Here is a 17,003-nt window from a genome sequence, read left to right on the forward strand (position 1 = left end):
GAGTCTAGAAGCTGCGGTGAATGTTAGCCAATTTAAAACTGCCACTCTAGATGCAAGCCGGCATAAGACTGAGCCAGATCGCCATGCCAACCCTCCTCTTGCGCCTGCTGCTTGATATCGTCCTGCGCTATGCTGTGGCTCAAATGCAAGGAAGCCACCAAAGAAGGGGTTAATGAGTAGCATGCCTCTACACCAAACTGCAGATGATTGGGGCCATCATGAGTCTGGCTGGCATAGCCAAAGTCGAATCCCTGGGTCACATAAGGGGTCAGAGTCAATTGCTCGTTCACTTGCCAGTGGCTGTGCAGGCTCAACTCAACAAAATAACCAGAGGCTTCAGTAGCATAGGTATAGTTAATCGATGGCGTCAGCCAGCTCAGCCCCTGATAGGCGAGATAGGCGTACACCTCATTGTCATGGCCGCGCTCATCACCGTAAAACTCCAACCGCTGCATGCCGACACCGGCTTCCACTGATTCGAGTGGGTTGAAACAGTATTCCACCCCGGCATTGAGCTCGGCGTAGTTCACACTGTCGGCTCGGCCAAACAACACGAAGGCCCCCAGGCCATCACGGCTATGGTGAATGCCACTCCAGGCAATCCCGCCCGCAGACAAGTTGTCACGCCCCTCGGAAATATAGCGGCTGTCCCACCCCAGCATGAGTTGGGTTTCAGTGGCCTCATCGGCCAATAATGGATTGCAGCACAGGAGTGTCAGCAACAAGAGCGGATAGCGCATAAAACGTACCAAACTTACAAAGTAAAGTTTATTTTATTCCACCACCCTATTATGTAAATGATAACGAATCGTGTTTTAGATCCAGTTATCATTTATGATTTTTTTGTGCATTGACGGTAGGCTCTCTTCCTCGGTAGCAGTGACTCGTGACTCACGGGTATTTCACTGCCGAGTTTGGCGGCTATGTTTCACTGCTATGTTTCACTGCTATGTTTCACTGCTATGTTTCACTGCTGTGTTTCACATCTGTGCCACTGCTATGGCACCAATCGCTTTTATCACCTTGATAAATCACAGCGGAACCCTTATCTATTAGCCACGCCCCTGAATATTCGCCGCCATGGCGGCAAGACCAGGCACCCAATGCAGGCCCTATGGCCCACGCCCAAAGAGAGGACAGACAATGACCAATCCGCTGCTGACAGCACAGGAGCTGCCACCCTTTTCCAGTATCAAGGCCGAGCACATTCAACCGGCGGTCGAACAGGCCATAGCCAAATGCCGCGATAAGATAGAAGCCGTGCTGGCCGCAGGAGGCCCCTTCACTTGGGAGAACCTGGTGGCCCCCCTGGAGCAGGTGGACGATGAGCTGAGTCAGATCTGGTCGCCGATTTCCCATATGAATTCAGTACTCAGCAATGAAGAATGGCGCGCCGCCCACGATGCCTGCCTGCCACTACTGTCTGAGTACAGCACCTTTGTCGGCCAACATCTGGGCCTGTATCAGGCCTATAAAGAGCTCAAGGCCTCGGCGGAATTTGCCCAGCTCAGCCAGGCACAACAGACTGTGATAGAACATAGCCTGAGAGACTTCGAACTGTCGGGAATAGGCCTCAATGATGAACAAAAAGCCCGCTATGGAGAGATTGTAAAGCGTCTGTCTGAACTCAGCAGCACCTATTCCAACCAACTGCTGGATGCCACACATGCCTGGAGCAAGCTGGTTACCGATGAAGCCGAATTGGCCGGTCTGCCAGAGTCTGCCATTGCCGCCGCCAAGGCGATGGCAGAGGCCAAAGAGCAGCAAGGTTGGCTGTTCACCCTGGATTTTCCATCCTATCTGCCGGTCATGACCTACAGCGACAACCGCAGTCTGCGTGAAGAGTGCTACCGCGCCTTTGTTACCCGCGCTTCGGATCAAGGCCCCAATGCCGGTGAGTTCGACAATGGCCCGCTGATGGACGAGATCCTGAGCCTGCGCCATGAGTTGGCACAGTTACTGGGCTTTGATACCTATGCCGATAAGTCTCTGGCCACCAAGATGGCGCAATCGCCCGAGCAGGTTATCGCCTTCCTCAATGAGCTGGCGCTGCGCTCCAAGTATCAAGCCAAGGCCGAGTTGGCCGAACTCAAGGAGTTTGCCAAGGAGCATTATGGTGTAACCGAGTTGGCGGCCTGGGATCTGGGTTACTACGGCGAAAAACTCAAGCAGCACAAGTATGAGATATCTCAGGAAGAGCTACGTCCCTTCTTCCCCGAAGACAAGGTGCTCAGCGGCCTGTTCTACACCATCAAGCGCTTGTTCGGCATGGATGTCAAAGAGCAGCAGGATTTCGACAAGTGGCATAAAGATGTGCGCTTTTTCCACATATTGGATGCCGAGGGCGAACACAGAGGCAGCTTTTATCTGGACCTCTATGCCCGTGAAGGCAAGCGGGGCGGCGCCTGGATGAATGATTGCCGTACCCGACGTATGACGGCCACAGGCCTGCAAAAACCGGTAGCCTACCTCACCTGTAACTTCAATCGCCCTGTGGGTGACAAGCCGGCGCTGTTTACCCATGACGAAGTCACTACCCTGTTCCACGAATTTGGTCATGGTATTCACCATATGCTGACCCGCATCGATATCGGTGGGGTTTCCGGCATCAATGGCGTACCTTGGGATGCCGTGGAGCTGCCAAGCCAGTTTATGGAGAACTGGTGCTGGGCCGAAGAGGCGCTGGCGGAGATCTCCGGCCATTATCAGACCGGGGAGCCGCTGCCCAAGGCGATGCTGGACAAGATGCTGGCCGCCAAGAACTTCCAGTCCGGCATGATGATGCTGCGGCAACTGGAGTTTTCTCTGTTCGACTTCCGCCTGCATCAGGAGTTTGATCCGGCCAAGGGCGCCCATATTCAGCAGATGTTGGATGAGGTTCGACGCCAGGTGGCAGTGGTCACACCGCCTGAATTCAACCGCTTCCAGAATGGCTTCGCCCATATCTTTGCCGGAGGTTATGCCGCCGGCTACTACAGCTACAAGTGGGCCGAAGTGTTGTCTGCCGATGCCTTCTCCCGCTTCGAGGAGGAGGGTATTTTCAACGAGAGCACAGGACGCGACTTCCTGCATAACATACTTGAGATGGGCGGCAGTGAAGAGCCTATGGTGCTATTTACCCGCTTCCGTGGCCGCGAGCCCAGCATAGACGCACTGCTGCGTCACTCGGGGATCCAAGCCTGAGACTGAAGCAATTGATTAGGCGCCTTAGGGCGCCTTTTTTGTGAGCCAGTTCTCGCTTGCCGTCTGGTATGACCTTTGGTAGCCTTTAATGCCTCTCAACTCTTGGACCCTTTGATGAACCTCTACTTTCGCCTGTTTTGGCTGCTGCTCTGGCGAGTGCGCCGGGCAAACGATATCGGTTTTCTCGGCACCAGCCGCATCCGTTATCGGGCTTTACCGAGTGACTGTGACATCAACCTGCACCTGACCAACTCCCGCTACCCGGCATTTATGGATCTGGCCCGCACCTATATGATGGCCGAAATGGGCTTGCTGAAGCGCTTTCTAAAACTGAAATGGATGCCGATAGTCAATGCCGCCGAATTCACTTATGTAAGGGATATCAGGCCATTACAGCAGTTTGAAATTGCCTCTCGCGTGGTTGGCTGGGATGAAAAGTATTTCTACATAGAGCAACGTTTCCTGTCGGACAGAGGCCTGCATGCCATAGTGCATGTCAGAGGTTTGTTCGTCTGCAAACGCAAACCTGTACCCACGGAAAACCTGTTGACGGAAGCCGGGTTCGATGAGACCACGCCCGAGTTACCGGCGGAGATCATCAAGTGGAAGTCATTCCTGGATCTCAAAAAGGCCCGCAACAGCTGAATTCTTGTTCAGGGGATGGGTCTGAGCCCGCTGCTGGCCTCCTCCTGAGCCAGAGTTACTTCATCCTGCACCAACATCCAGGAACCTCGCAATTGCGCCTGCAGCCAGTAGCGCCCCAAATGCTGGTAATCCAGTAAATTGAAACTGCGCTGCAGGTAACCAAGACAAGGAATTAAGGCACAATCGGCCAAAGTGAACCCATCTCCGCACAGCCAATGATGCTCAACCAGGCGCAAGTCCAGCGCCCGCAGGCAAAGTCTGAGACGGTTTTCAATTTGACGCTGCACCAGAGGAAGTTGCTGTTCTTCCGGTAAGCTATATTGCTGTTCCAACTGATAGAGGCTGTTGTTAAGGTCGTTGTCGGCAATTCTGTCATAGAGACGTACTTGCAGATTGAGCTCGGGCTCCTTGGGCAACAACCGGGTGCCGGCGGCCATTTTATTGTCCAGATACTCTATGATAATGCTGGATTCAGGCAACAGGCTGCCGTCCTGACACACCAAAAGTGGCAGCTTACCGGATGGATAGAAATGCAGATAGTGTTGGCGCTCCAATGGATCCTGCAGATCCGTTACCCGGGGAAAGAAGTTTGCCTGCTTTTCATAAAGTGCCAGCAGCACCTTTTGCGAATAACGCGACAATGGATGGTAGTAAAGCTCCATAGACAGGGATCCCCATGGTTACCAACTTTAACTTTAGTTGCTGGCTACCGCTTAGGGAAGGCGTGAACAGTTACCATGAGTGCCGCGAGCAGTTATCCGTCCTCTGTTTAGCCCTACTTCTGCTTGAGAAAGTCCCACATGTAGAGATGTGATGAGCACCTTTTCAGTCGGTAAACTTGCTAGCTGATTTCAAAGTCTCCACTTTGTTCTCAATCGCCATTTATGACATCAAACGTCTGTTGGGGCTGAACGTTCACTGAAAAAGCCCCGCTTGATCAGTCTTGAAACCAAGCCTCAAGTATGACTGTTAATCCGCTGCCATCTTTACCCCGATTGGTATTACACTGGTGCGGCAGCAACTGAGCCAATCAAAAGGGAAAAGCACATGATCAAGCCGGAAGATTTTGCCACCATCTATGCCAGAGCCTGTGAGCGTAAAGGTGGCGCCGAGCAACTGGAGAGCCTGTTACCCAAAGTCTGTTCCACAGAAGAATTGCTGGAATATACAGATGCCGAGTTGCTTTCAGCACTCAGCAAACAGGTATTTCAGAGTGGTTTTGTCTGGAAGGTAGTGGAACACAAATGGCCGGCCTATGAAGAGGCCTTCTTTGGCTTTGAACCCATGAAAGTGTTGATGCTCTCCCCTGAGCAGCTGCAGGCCAGAGCTGAGGACAGTCGCCTTATTCGCCACCAGAAAAAGACCCAGGCCATTTATGACAACGCGCTCATGGTGCAGGATATTGCCAGAGAACACGGCAGCCTGGCCCGTTACATCGCCCTCTGGCCAGTGGAGGAGATCACCTCACTGTGGCAAGAGCTCAAACGCCGTGGGGCACGCCTGGGTGGCAATACCGGCCCCTATTTTCTGCGTGGTATAGGTAAGGACTGCTTCCTGTTGACCGCTGATGTCCAAAACTATCTCAAGAGCCACAAACTGGTAGATGCAGGCTTCAGCTCAAAGAGCGGCCTGGCCCAGGTACAAGCTGTATTCAATCATTGGCAGCAGAGCAGCGGCAGGAGCATGGCCGCCATCAGCCGCATCCTGGCTTGTAGCACAGGGGATAATCGTATCTGAGGCCTGAGATAAATTTGACTTAAATACAAACAAAATAGTTGCAATCGAAAATGAGAACCATTATCATCTGTTTTGCGTTCCAAAACTCATCCTTAACTGAGAGTCAGTTAACCGCTAGTCGACTGAGATTTGCTTGAAGTTATGGTGTTCCTGAGTTTGCAAAGCACGACATTGCTCACACACTCTTTTAGGCCGGGTTAACTACCCGGCCCTTTTTTGGCTGATTGTTATTGTCGAAGCTTTATGCCCCTTATCCCCACTAACTATTTTTCCCTCTCACTGCTGTTTCAAAAGTTTGATGCCCTTCGCTACAAACCAATATTGGGAGAATCAGGCACCAAGAAAGGGGCCGAAATCTGGATTTAGCAGCAAAACTGCCAATGGTTTTCGACCAGTGATTTAGATTCAAACGCATCAAAAAACCACTTACTAATCAAATATTTTTGATAAACACCCAAGATGAGAACAATTAGGCCGGAAAGATTTTATCTAGAAAGGGCAAAAAAACAGTTGCAAACATAAATGAGAATGATTATTGTTAACTTGCGTTCCAAAACTCATCCTTAGCTTTAGGCCTGCATTACCCGCTGAGAGTTATGGTGTTCCTGAGTTTGCAAAGCACGACATTGCTCACACACTCTTTGTGGCCGGGTTAATTACCCGGCTCTTTTTTTGTTTGCACGCCAAGCCTATAACCTACCCGAACAGCAGACCATCATAGGGGCCTGACTGATCCTCTTTAGCTATATGATAAATACTGACAGTAAACTGCGTCCCCTTACCCAGAGTCGAACTGACCTCTATGGTGCCGCCTATACGCTTGATAATACCGTAGCTCAGCGACAAGCCCAGCCCGGTACCATCCTTACGGGTGGTATAGAAAGGATCGAATATCCGGCTCAACTGCTCCTGCGGGATCCCTGAACCTTCATCTTCAATCTCTATCTTGATCCCCACAGGTTCATCCTGCTCCACCCAGTCATAGGTGCGGATCCAGATCCGCCCCTTGCCATCCATAGCATGAGCGGCGTTGACCACCAGATTGATCAACACCTGCAGTAATTGTGGACGATTCACCTGCACCGGATAACTGGCGTTCAGCTCAGGCAACAACACCACTTCCTGCTTACCCAATGAGTGACGCACCAGCAGCTGCATCTCTTCAATAATAGGTGTGATTTGATGCATCTCCAGCGGCGCATTGAATTCACCGGGACGACTGTACTGCAGCAAGCTGCGAATAATTGTACTGATACGGCCTACCTGCTGGATGATGAGGTCTATTTCCTCCTCAACGACCTCAGCGTTGTCACCAAGCTCCACCCGCAGCAGTTCCATATTACCGAGGATTACGGCGGTAGGATTATTGATCTCATGGGCAATCCCAGCGGTCAATTCCCCTAGGGCGGTCAGTTTTTCATTGGTCACCAACTGCTGACGGGTTTCGTTCAGCAATTGTACGTTGCGCTGCAACTCTTCGGTTTTTTCCTGCAGGCTACGGGTACGTTCCTCGACCTTCATCTCCAATTGCTCGGCTGCCGCTTGAATTTGCGCATTGCGGCGCTGCAACAAATCGAGCATACGGTCAAACTGCTCTGCCAGGTTGGCCAGCTCATTGTCTCTATCCAGTCCCAGCTCACCGATACGCAGGTTACGCCCGGACTGCACCGCCTTAACCACTTGATGAATTCGTTCAATCGGTTGCAATAAACTGTAAGCGCCGCGATAAACCAAGAGTCCGGAAACCAGCAACACCAACATCAAAATGGTGCCCAACTCTATGATATTAAGCAGATAGTTGTGGATAAAAGGCGACTCGGAAAACCCGGAATAGATCATGCCTATCCGTTGACCGCGGATATCGGTCAACGGCGCATAGGCCGAGATAAACCAGTCATTGTAAACAAAGGCTCTATCAACCCAGAGTTGGCCTTTGACCAACACCTGCTGACGTACCTCCTCCGACACCAGTGTGCCCAATGCCCGGCCGCGATTCTCATCTTCTTTGGGGAAGAAATGCAGAGGCACATTGGTGCTGATACGGATATTGTCGAGGAAGATGGTCACAGTGCCTATGGAACGTTCCGGCAGTGTGCCCTTGTCATAGACCAGATCGCGAATATGATCGACGATGCGAGTGTTGCGGTTAAACAAGATCCCACCATCCAGATACCAGCCGATCTTGCCGTTTTCATCGGCTACCGGCAGCAGGCTGCGGCTGAGCATACCCCGCTCTTCAACTTCCCTATCGGGATTTTGTGCCCTCAAGGTCATTTTCACCGGGATCTTGGCACGTTCGGCCAACTCGGGATCGATTCGCGCCAGCCGCGAGCTGGAGAGTACCATCAACCCGGAATAGGCGCTTTGTCCCTGAACCAAGGGCAACATCTGCCGCAAGTCCGGATCGGCCGCCGCATCGGCGATTCTAACCAGACGCAAAAAATCGAGATCCAATGCCTTGCGTTGCTGATCCAGAAAAACATTGAGCTCTTTCTTTTTCAGCTGTTTACCTTCGAGTATAGAGCGAAAGTGGGTCTGGAAGTCGAAGGACTGCATCACATGTTCCAGCTGTTTTTCCTGGCGCTCCTGCACGGCATCCAAGGTGTTATTGGCCACGGTCAGGTCTGCTTTGACCTTCATAAACAGCTGTTTGCCTGTGTAGCTGATGTTCCAGTAAATGGTGATAAACACCAGGCTCACCAGTGTCAGCAAGATGGGCAACAGAGTCAGGATCAGAATGCGATAACGCACCTTTGCCTGTAGCTGCTGCCAGCTCAGGCCAAAGAGCCGTTTGAACAGTGACAAGCTCAGACCTCCGACTCGCAGTCAAACCACTCTTTGTATTTACGATCCAGTGTCTTGCGAGACACTCCCAGCACCCGGGCTGCCGCCGACTTGTTGCCTCCGTGGGAGTCAACGACGGCGGTGACATGGTCTTTCTCCACATCCTTGAGCGCCCAGTCGTGGGGATAGCCAGGCTGAGCATTCAGTTCGGCCTTGGGCTGTTCTTTCCAGTATTCCGCCGGTGGCTTACCGAGCAGAATGCAGCGCTCTATCATGTTACGCAATTCGCGGATATTCCCCGGCCACTGATGTTGCTGCAGTTTGAGCAGGTCCTCATGGCTCCAGACCACCTCTTTCACCCCGAGCTCTGCGGCCAACTGACGGGTAAAATGATGGGTCAATTCCACCACATCATCCGGCCTTTCCCGCAATGGCGGGATCACTATGTCGAGCACATTGAGACGGTAAAAGAGATCGCGGCGAAAATGCCCGGCTTCAACCTCTTCGGCCAGTTTACGGTTGGTTGCCGCTATCACCCGAACATCAATATTGACTTCTTTCTCGCTGCCAACCGGACGAATCGCTTTTTGTTCCAGCACCCGCAGTAAGGCCGTCTGCATTTTCAGCGGCATTTCCCCGATCTCATCGAGGAAGATGGTGCCGCCGGAGGCAAAACTAAATAAGCCTTCCCTATTGCCCTTGGCGCCGGTAAAGGAACCTGCAGTATGACCAAAGAGTTCACTTTCCAACAACTCTGGGGCAATGGCGCCGCAGTTAACCGGTACAAAGGGGCCCTGACGACCACTGAGCAGGTGAAGTTGCCTGGCCACCAGCTCCTTGCCCGTGCCGGACTCGCCTTCGATAAGCACTACGGCATTGGTCGGTGCCACTCGCTCAATCACCCGCTTGACCTCCATCATGGCATCACTGTTGCCTATGATGGTGGAGGAGTAGCCGCTGGACACTTCCCGGCGCAGCATCAGGTTTTCCCGCTTCAATAAGCGCCGCTCGATGCAGCGATCGACCGCCTTCATCATCTGCTCAAGATGAAAGGGCTTCATGATGAAGTCGGAAGCGCCGGCCCTAAGTGCCTGAATAGCCACTTCCATATCGGCATAGCCCGTCATAAAGATGATGTCGGAACGCCGCTCTTGATCATCCAGCGCCTCACGCCACTCAATACCTGAGCGGCCGGGCAGACGTATATCCACAATCAGCAGATCGAAGTGACAACGGCTTCGCAGTTGTTCAGCTTCTTCTATGCTGGCGGCGGTTTCTACCAGGGCAAATTTCTTTGCCAGCGCTTTGTTGAGGAAACTGCGCATACCGGGCTCGTCGTCGACGATCAACACGGACACGGCAGAAGGCATTGGCTTAGACTTAAGTGGCTTTTCTATCTGGCTCATATTGTCGGCTTCAGGACATTTTGACTCAATTGAAATAGATTCTATCATTGATACGGTAAAAATTGGTCACTATGAACCAGCGAAAAAGCCGATTGGGACAATTTGTCTGACACTTATTTACCAAGCTTGGGATCCAGTTCACATATTGGATCCCTCAATATCGGTTTATAGCTGACATTCATCTTTGGCACCCAAATTGCTTTATTGGGTGCGAGTACAAGGCCGTGGCCCGCTGGCTTATGGGTTCGGCACACTTATAAAATCATGCCAAGGAGCAATAATGTTGAACTTGAAACAACTGCTGGGTCTTGCCATTGCGGCAGGCCTGATGATCTCTGCCCCGGCTTCCGCTCAGGAAACCATCAAGCTGGCCACCACCACAAGTACTGAAAACTCAGGTCTGCTGGGTTACCTGCTGCCAAAATTCGAATCTGAATCAGGTTACAAGGTACAGGTGATCGCCACAGGTACAGGTAAAGCCCTGAAACTGGGTACCCAAGGTGACGTGGATCTGGTGATGACTCACGCTCCTGGCGCAGAAGCCAAGTTCGTTGCCGACGGTTTCGGTGTTGAACCTCGCGGTATCATGGAAAACGACTTTGTTGTCCTAGGCCCAAAGAACGACCCTGCCAAGGCTCGTGACAGCAAGAATGCCGAAGAAGCCTTCGCCAAAATCGCCAAGTCAGGCGTACCTTTCGTATCCCGTGGTGATGACTCAGGTACTCACAAGAAAGAACTGTTGATCTGGAAAGCCGCCAACGTGACTCCAGACTTCAAAGGCTATACTTCTGTAGGTCAAGGCATGGGTAAAACCCTGCTGATGGCTAATGAACTGCAAGGTTACACCCTGTCTGACCGTGGTACTTTCGTGGCTTACAAAGCCAAACTGGACCTGAGTATCGACTTCGACGGCGGCGCCACTCTGGCCAACCCTTATCAGGTTATCCTGATCAACCCTGCCAAATACCCTGATCTGAATCACAAAGGTGCACGTGCCTTCAGTGATTGGTTGATTAGCAAAGAAGCACAAAGCATGATCAACAGCTATAAAGTTCAAGGTGAACAACTGTTCAAGGCAACTTACGGCAAATGAGTGAAGGCTGGTTAGCCCTTATACAGCAGGCCCTCGGCCTGCTGTTTTCCAGAGACCCCGAAGTCTGGTCTATTATCTCCGTCTCTTTCTCGGTATCTTTCGCGGCACTGCTGATCACCTTGCTGCCGTCCATGATACTGGGGTTCGCCCTGGCGTTTGTTCAGTTTCCCGGTCGCTGGCTGGTAACCAACCTGGTGCAAACCCTGCAATCCATTCCCACTGTGGTGGTTGGCCTGTTGGCTTATCTACTACTGACCCGTAACGGTGCCCTGGGCGACCTGCGCTGGCTCTTTACCCAAAAGGGGATGATCCTCGGGCAGATGATGATCTGCGCCCCGGTACTGATAGCCATGAGCCATGCCGCCTTCACCAGTGTCGACCGCCGCGCCTGGGAAACCAGCCGCACCCTGGGTGCCAGTTGGAGCTCGGCTATCTGGGTGGTTTGCCGCGAGCTGAGAGTACCGCTGTTACTGGCGATTATCGCCGCGTTTTCCCGTATCATTACCGAAGTCGGCTGTTCCATGATGGTTGGTGGCAATATAGCCCATGTTACCCGTAACATACCCACCGCGATTTCGCTGGAAACCAGTAAAGGGGACTTCGCCCAGGCCATAGCCCTTGGCTTGGTGCTGCTGGTGCTGGCACTGATACTGAATTTTGCTCTGGGTACTCTGCGCGGCAGGGCCAATCCCAGAAGTCATTAGGACGCTTGATGATAAAGCTGATAGCCCAAGATCTTGAGATGCGTTTTGGTGAACGCCTGTTATTTCGCGCCCGGCAACTGGAGTTTTGCCAGGGCGAAGTCATCTATCTGCAAGGTGACAATGGCTGCGGTAAAACCACTCTGATGAAGCTGCTGGCCGGCTTACTCAAGCCCAGCGCCGGTACCATCTATACCCAAGGATTTCCAGCTGCGCCCTGGTGGCGAGGTGATACCTTGCTCGGCAAGGCTATTTACCTGCATCAGCACCCATACCTATTTGAAGGCAGTGTCAGCTACAATCTGCAACTGGCGCAGAAATACAGCAGCCTGGATAAAGCCGAGCAGCGCACTAGGATGCAAAGCGCGATAGAAAATGCCCAATTGGGGAAACTGCTCAAGACTAACGCCTCAACGTTATCCGGCGGCGAACGGCAACGGCTGGCACTGGCCAGAGCCTGGCTGTTGAAACCCAAGTTACTCATGCTCGATGAGCCCATATCCAATATGGACAGGGCATCGCAGCAAACCGTTTTTGCTATGATTGCCGAATTAAAGCAACAAGGTACTGGGCTGCTGATCAGTAGCCACCAGCACTCAGAGCTGACAGCACTTTGTCACCAACATTGGCATATAGAATCACAACAACTGACAACCTCAGCCAATTTGAGACTGGCCACGGAAGAACTGCAGGAGGAGAACTATGTCGCAGCGCATTGATGCGGTAATACTCGCCGGAGGCATGGCCAGGCGTATGGGCGGAGAAGACAAAGGACTGGTAGATCTGCTGGGGCGTCCCATGATTGCCCATGTTATCGACAGGGTAAAACCTCAGGTGAATCAGATCCTGATCAACGCCAACCGCAATCAAACACGTTATGCTGAGTTCGGTTTTCCAGTCATTGCCGACCTGGAACAGGGCTATCCCGGGCCGTTGGCGGGGATGATCAGCGCCCTGGACAAAACAGACGCCGATCTGCTGTTAGTGGTGCCCTGCGACTGCCCTTTGCTACCCAAAGACCTGGTTGAGCGCATGGCGCAAAAACTATTGGCATCAGAAGCGGATCTCGCCGTGGCATCCGACGGCGAGCGGGAGCAGCCAGTGGTTATGCTGCTCAAACCGACGGTGAGAGATTCGATGCAGGCGTTTCTCGATTCAGGCAGGCGCCGTATTGATCTCTGGTACAGTGAGCACCCGGTAGTGGTTGAATCATTCGCAGATCAACCCAACGCCTTTATTAACGTCAACACCAACGAACAAAAACAACAACTCGCGGCGGAAATATCCCAAGCTTAAGAGGTTTCTATGAGCACTGTCTTTACCAATCCCCTGTCCATTCCCGTGTTGGGCTTCTGTGCCTATAGCGGCACAGGCAAGACCACGCTGCTGAAGCAGTTGATCCCTGAACTGAATCGTCGTGGTTTGAGACTGGCAGTGATCAAACATGCCCATCACAACTTTGATATCGATGAGCCGGGTAAAGACAGCTATGAGATGCGCAAAGCCGGTGCCAGACAGATGTTGGTGGCCTCCCATGTACGTTGGGCCTTGATGACAGAAGATCCGCTGGACAGAGATCCGGACCTGCTGCATCTACTCGGCCAACTGGAACAGGACAAGGCCGATCTGGTGTTGGTGGAAGGCTTCAAGAAACTGGCGCTGCCCAAGATTGAATTACACCGAGCCGCCCACGGAAAACCCTTTATCCATACCGAGGATCCCAATATCCTCGCAATAGCCTGCTGTGACGAAACCAAGCTGCCAGGGGAGATCCGCCGCCTGGATCTCAACAATGTGGCGCAAATTGCTGATTTTGTGCAGCAGTATGTTCGCGATTATCGCCCCGAGTCCAAGCCCTCTTCAGCAAGAGCCCTGCCCTTAAGCGCCTGTGAGCTCGGCAGTGAACAGAATCTGTCGGTACGTCAAGGCATTGACCATATCCTGGAGCAAGTCAAACCCGTCACAGAGACAGAGCTGTTGACGCTCGATGAGGCCGACAATCGTATTCTGGCCCAGGATGCAATATCACCTGTGAATGTGCCACAGCAGACCAACTCGGCAATGGATGGTTACGCCTTCGCGTTTCAAGACAACATGTCACAACCCTTTGAGCTGAAAGGAGAAGTTCTGGCCGGTCATCAATATTCTGGCCAGTTGCAGCCGGGTGAAGCGGTACGAATTATGACAGGTGCGCCGGTTCCTCTGGGTGCAGATACCATTCAACCCAGAGAGCTTGCCACTGAAACTGATGGCAAGGTCAGCTTCAGTGGCAAAATCTACCGCGGCCAGCACGTGCGTCTGGCGGGTGAAGATATAGCCCAAGGCGCCGTTGCCCTAAGTGGTGGTACACGTTTGGGCGCTGCCGAGCAAGGCCTACTGGCTTCGCTGGGACTGTTTGAGATGCCCCTCAAACGCCGCCCCAGAATTGCCGTATTCTCCACCGGCGATGAAGTCAGCCAACCCGGCACTGAGCTGAAGGCCAACTGCATCTACGACTCCAACCGCTATACCATCAAGGCGATGGCCAAGCGTCTGGGCTGTGAAGTGCTGGACTTGGGGATCATCGAAGACTCAGAAGCGGTTCTAAGCCAAACATTGAGCCAGGCGGCGACTCAGGCCGATGTGATCATCAGCTCGGGCGGGGTGTCTGTCGGCAATGCCGATTATATCAAAACAGTGCTGGCCAAGCTGGGAGAAATCAACTTCTGGCGTATCAATATGCGCCCGGGACGCCCATTGGCATTCGGTAAGATAGACCAAACATTGTTCTTCGGCTTGCCCGGCAATCCTGTGGCCGTGATGGTCTCTTTCCTGATGTTTGTTCAACCTGCATTGCGTAAACTGGCCGGTGAACCAAGCGGGCAGCCAAGACTATTGCCGGCGATTGCCGATGAAGCCATGCGCAGCCGCAGCGGCCGCACCGAGTTTAGCCGCGGCATCATGACCCTGGGAGATGACGGCCAATTGCACGTACGCACGACCGGTGCCCAGGGCTCAGGCATGCTCAGCTCCATGGTCAAGGCCAACTGCTTGGTGATTATCGGTGAGGCCGATGAACGCATAGAGGCGGGTGAAACCGTCTATGTACACCCGTTTGCAGACCTGCTCTGAGGCTGCCCTTGAACAGCCTGAGTGACGGCTTTGGCCGCAAAATAGAGTATCTGCGCCTCTCCATTACCGACAGGTGTGATTTTCGCTGCATCTATTGCATGAGTGAAGATCCCTGTTTTCTAGCGCGGGAACAGGTATTGAGCCTGGAGGAACTGGCTTTTATCGGCCGCGCCTTTACCGAGCTTGGCGTCAGCAAGATACGCCTCACCGGCGGCGAACCCTTGGTACGCAGCGATTGCGACCGTTTGGTGGCGCAGCTCGCGGCATTACCTGGGCTCAAAGATCTTTCCATGACCAGCAACGGCTCCAGGCTGGCCAAACTGGCTCCGGCGCTGAAAGCCGCCGGCTTGAACCGCCTCAATATCAGCCTGGACACCCTAAAGAGCGAACTCTTCACCACCCTGACCCGCAACGGCAAGCTGGAGCGAGTGCTCAAGGGCATAGATGCCGCCAAGGCAGCCGGCTTTGACAGGATCAAGATCAACGCCGTGATCCTCAAGGGACGCAACGAAAACGAAATTATCGATCTGCTGGAGTATTGCCGTCAAAAGCAGCTGGATATCGCCTTTATCGAAGAGATGCCTCTGGGTGTGATGGAGGAGCGTTCTCTGCCAAGACACATGAGCAGCAGTGATGTCAGGGAAATTATCAATCAACGCTGGCCCTTGAGCCTGTCATCCAAGCGTACCGGCGGCCCGGCACGTTACTACAGCATGGCCGACAGCCCTATCCATATAGGTTTTATTTCACCCCACAGCCATAACTTTTGCCATGAGTGCAACCGGGTCAGAGTCACGGCCGAAGGCCGCTTGCTGCTGTGCCTGGGGAATGAACACTCGCTGGATCTGAAGCAGATCATCCGCAGCCATCCAGGTGACATAGACGTGTTGAAGCAAGCTATCTTCGAGGCGATTCAGCGCAAGCCCAAGGAGCATCACTTCGACGATCCCAATCAGGTGCAGATCCTGAGGTTTATGAACAGCACGGGTGGCTGATACCTGCCACCGTGCTACACTGGCGATTCGACCTCAATCAAACTATTTTTGCCCATGGCACTGACCCGCAAACAGTGGAATAACATCATTATTCTGGCCTCCATTTTGATGGTGTCGGTACTGACCTTGCTGGATAAACGCATGAACTCGGTGCCAGATACCCGCGAGCTGTTTGACAGCCATACTGAACTGCAACAGCTGCAACTGGACGGGATCTGGTTGGCACAGGCCGCCACTGGCCAATGGCAGTGTGATCCCAAGGTGCTCAATTGCGCCGACTGGAGTCAAGCCTGGCTCAGTATTCGGGTATCACCATTGGCCAGCAAGCCTGAACTCACCCAAGATGAGCGGCCACAAGAGTTGCTGCTGAAAGTCAGCGGCGCTGCCGAGCCACAACTTTGGCTGTTTTATCCCCATCAAGGACTGCTTAAATCTGCCGCCGGGAACTGGTATCTTATTCCCCCCAGCCTCAGAAGTGGTGTTGTACCTCTGCTGAGTGTATCCACAAGCTGATAGAGCAGAGAGCCTTATGCCAGAATTGCCGGAAGTGGAAGTGACCCGCCTCGGGGTTGCGCCGTATCTTGTTGATCAGACCGTCAGTAACCTTATCGTTCGGAATCCTTCACTGCGTTGGCCGGTACCTGAAACGGCCCGCAATATCATAGGACAGACCATCAGAGCCGTGCGCCGCCGCGCCAAATACCTGCTGCTGGATACAGATGCCGGTACCTGCATAGTGCATCTGGGGATGTCCGGCAGCCTGCGGATTTTGCCCCGTAGCACACCGGCGGAGAAACACGACCATATAGATTTGGAGCTGGAAAACGGCCGGGTGCTGAGGTTCAACGATCCGCGCAGATTCGGTGCCTGGCTCTGGTGCGAGTTGCCGGAAACGGCTCATCCACTGCTGGCCAAACTGGGCCCCGAACCCTTAACGGATGCCTTTAATGTCGAGCAACTGCACGCGGCACTCAAGGGCAAGAAGAAGGCGATAAAACTTTGTCTGATGGACAATGCCATTGTGGTGGGTGTCGGTAATATCTATGCCAACGAAGCCCTGTTTGCCGCCGGGATCCACCCGCAGGCCGATGCCGGTAAAGTGGATAAAGAGCGGCTGACAGTGCTGGTCGCCGAGATAAAGCTGATCCTGGCCCAGGCCATCAAACAGGGCGGCACCACACTGAAAGATTTCACCAATGCCGAAGGTAAACCGGGTTACTTTGCCCAAAAGCTGCATGTCTATGGCCGCGGTGGGGAAACCTGCACCCAATGTGGCCATCTATTATCCGAAATACGCCTGGGACAGCGCACCACAGTGTTTTGCAGCCTGTGCCAGACGCGCTGACCC

The 17,003-nt window shown here is 53.1% G+C and carries 15 protein-coding genes; 11 read left to right on the top strand and 4 right to left on the bottom strand.

Going from position 1 to position 17,003, the window contains the following annotated elements:
• Positions 1-32: 32 nt before the first annotated feature.
• Complete coding sequence (locus SIL79_RS06315) at positions 33-740, bottom strand: hypothetical protein (RefSeq protein ID WP_162206838.1); 708 nt, start codon at positions 738-740, stop codon at positions 33-35.
• Positions 741-1,143: 403 nt separating this feature from the next.
• Between SIL79_RS06315 and prlC the strand changes: the two genes are divergently transcribed.
• Positions 1,144-3,183 (top strand): oligopeptidase A, encoded by a 2,040-nt coding sequence (gene prlC / locus SIL79_RS06320; RefSeq protein WP_144361657.1) that lies wholly within the window; start codon positions 1,144-1,146, stop codon positions 3,181-3,183.
• Positions 3,184-3,297: 114 nt separating this feature from the next.
• Positions 3,298-3,828, top strand: coding sequence for a thioesterase family protein (locus tag SIL79_RS06325; protein ID WP_025009092.1), 531 nt, complete (start codon positions 3,298-3,300; stop codon positions 3,826-3,828).
• 8 nt (positions 3,829-3,836) lie between these two features.
• Here SIL79_RS06325 and SIL79_RS06330 read toward each other — a convergent pair whose 3' ends face one another.
• Positions 3,837-4,490, bottom strand: coding sequence for a glutathione S-transferase family protein (locus SIL79_RS06330; RefSeq protein ID WP_039035965.1), 654 nt, complete (start codon positions 4,488-4,490; stop codon positions 3,837-3,839).
• Positions 4,491-4,875: 385 nt separating this feature from the next.
• On the opposite strand from SIL79_RS06330, the gene SIL79_RS06335 reads away from it, so the two are divergent.
• A complete protein-coding gene (locus tag SIL79_RS06335) occupies positions 4,876-5,565 on the top strand; it encodes a DNA-3-methyladenine glycosylase I (protein ID WP_162206836.1) in 690 nt (229 codons plus the stop codon).
• 696 nt (positions 5,566-6,261) lie between these two features.
• On the opposite strand, the gene SIL79_RS06340 is transcribed toward SIL79_RS06335, so the two are convergent.
• Both SIL79_RS06340 and SIL79_RS06345 read right to left on the bottom strand, forming a co-directional pair.
• Entirely contained in the window at positions 6,262-8,370 is a 2,109-nt protein-coding gene (locus tag SIL79_RS06340; RefSeq protein WP_144361655.1) for a sensor histidine kinase, read from the bottom strand.
• 2 nt (positions 8,371-8,372) lie between these two features.
• Positions 8,373-9,755 carry a sigma-54-dependent transcriptional regulator gene (locus SIL79_RS06345; RefSeq protein WP_039035395.1) on the bottom strand — a complete coding sequence of 461 codons (1,383 nt, stop codon included), beginning with the start codon at positions 9,753-9,755 and terminating at the stop codon, positions 8,373-8,375.
• Between the two features lie 280 nt (positions 9,756-10,035).
• Here SIL79_RS06345 and SIL79_RS06350 point away from each other — a divergent pair, with 280 nt between their 5' ends.
• The 8 genes from SIL79_RS06350 to mutM are packed head-to-tail and all read left to right on the top strand — an operon-like array spanning position 10,036 to position 17,000.
• Positions 10,036-10,848, top strand: coding sequence for a substrate-binding domain-containing protein (locus tag SIL79_RS06350; protein ID WP_039035396.1), 813 nt, complete (start codon positions 10,036-10,038; stop codon positions 10,846-10,848).
• The gene (locus SIL79_RS06355) at positions 10,845-11,552 is read left to right on the top strand and encodes an ABC transporter permease (RefSeq protein ID WP_039035397.1); all 708 of its coding nucleotides are present in this window, start codon (positions 10,845-10,847) and stop codon (positions 11,550-11,552) included. The genes SIL79_RS06350 and SIL79_RS06355 overlap by 4 nt, the downstream gene beginning before the upstream one ends.
• An 8-nt stretch (positions 11,553-11,560) precedes the next feature.
• Positions 11,561-12,268 carry an ABC transporter ATP-binding protein gene (locus SIL79_RS06360; RefSeq protein ID WP_039035398.1) on the top strand — a complete coding sequence of 236 codons (708 nt, stop codon included), beginning with the start codon at positions 11,561-11,563 and terminating at the stop codon, positions 12,266-12,268.
• A complete protein-coding gene (gene mobA, locus SIL79_RS06365; protein WP_039035399.1) occupies positions 12,252-12,845 on the top strand; it encodes a molybdenum cofactor guanylyltransferase MobA in 594 nt (197 codons plus the stop codon). The genes SIL79_RS06360 and mobA overlap by 17 nt, the downstream gene beginning before the upstream one ends.
• 9 nt (positions 12,846-12,854) lie before the next feature.
• A complete protein-coding gene (locus tag SIL79_RS06370) occupies positions 12,855-14,660 on the top strand; it encodes a bifunctional molybdopterin-guanine dinucleotide biosynthesis adaptor protein MobB/molybdopterin molybdotransferase MoeA (protein ID WP_039035400.1) in 1,806 nt (601 codons plus the stop codon).
• Positions 14,661-14,668: 8 nt separating this feature from the next.
• Positions 14,669-15,655 (top strand): GTP 3',8-cyclase MoaA, encoded by a 987-nt coding sequence (gene moaA, locus SIL79_RS06375; RefSeq protein WP_215773699.1) that lies wholly within the window; start codon positions 14,669-14,671, stop codon positions 15,653-15,655.
• 54 nt (positions 15,656-15,709) lie between these two features.
• The gene (locus SIL79_RS06380; RefSeq protein ID WP_071475707.1) at positions 15,710-16,168 is read left to right on the top strand and encodes a hypothetical protein; all 459 of its coding nucleotides are present in this window, start codon (positions 15,710-15,712) and stop codon (positions 16,166-16,168) included.
• Between the two features lie 16 nt (positions 16,169-16,184).
• Positions 16,185-17,000 (top strand): bifunctional DNA-formamidopyrimidine glycosylase/DNA-(apurinic or apyrimidinic site) lyase, encoded by an 816-nt coding sequence (mutM, locus tag SIL79_RS06385; protein WP_319619073.1) that lies wholly within the window; start codon positions 16,185-16,187, stop codon positions 16,998-17,000.
• Positions 17,001-17,003: the final 3 nt, after the last annotated feature.

Origin of the sequence: Shewanella indica (assembly GCF_033842865.1) — a bacterium.
GTDB classification, from domain to species: Bacteria; Pseudomonadota; Gammaproteobacteria; order Enterobacterales; family Shewanellaceae; genus Shewanella; species Shewanella indica.

Bases quoted from the DNA above. Each gene is read 5' to 3' on its own strand.
- SIL79_RS06315 (WP_162206838.1), bottom strand. From the start codon at position 740: ATGCGCTATCCGCTCTTGTTGCTGACACTCCTGTGCTGCAATCCATTA.
- prlC (WP_144361657.1), top strand. From the start codon at position 1,144: ATGACCAATCCGCTGCTGACAGCACAGGAGCTGCCACCCTTTTCCAGT.
- SIL79_RS06325 (WP_025009092.1), top strand. From the start codon at position 3,298: ATGAACCTCTACTTTCGCCTGTTTTGGCTGCTGCTCTGGCGAGTGCGC.
- SIL79_RS06330 (WP_039035965.1), bottom strand. From the start codon at position 4,490: ATGGAGCTTTACTACCATCCATTGTCGCGTTATTCGCAAAAGGTGCTG.
- SIL79_RS06335 (WP_162206836.1), top strand. From the start codon at position 4,876: ATGATCAAGCCGGAAGATTTTGCCACCATCTATGCCAGAGCCTGTGAG.
- SIL79_RS06345 (WP_039035395.1), bottom strand. From the start codon at position 9,755: ATGAGCCAGATAGAAAAGCCACTTAAGTCTAAGCCAATGCCTTCTGCC.
- SIL79_RS06350 (WP_039035396.1), top strand. From the start codon at position 10,036: ATGTTGAACTTGAAACAACTGCTGGGTCTTGCCATTGCGGCAGGCCTG.
- SIL79_RS06355 (WP_039035397.1), top strand. From the start codon at position 10,845: ATGAGTGAAGGCTGGTTAGCCCTTATACAGCAGGCCCTCGGCCTGCTG.
- SIL79_RS06360 (WP_039035398.1), top strand. From the start codon at position 11,561: ATGATAAAGCTGATAGCCCAAGATCTTGAGATGCGTTTTGGTGAACGC.
- mobA (WP_039035399.1), top strand. From the start codon at position 12,252: ATGTCGCAGCGCATTGATGCGGTAATACTCGCCGGAGGCATGGCCAGG.
- SIL79_RS06370 (WP_039035400.1), top strand. From the start codon at position 12,855: ATGAGCACTGTCTTTACCAATCCCCTGTCCATTCCCGTGTTGGGCTTC.
- SIL79_RS06380 (WP_071475707.1), top strand. From the start codon at position 15,710: ATGGCACTGACCCGCAAACAGTGGAATAACATCATTATTCTGGCCTCC.
- mutM (WP_319619073.1), top strand. From the start codon at position 16,185: ATGCCAGAATTGCCGGAAGTGGAAGTGACCCGCCTCGGGGTTGCGCCG.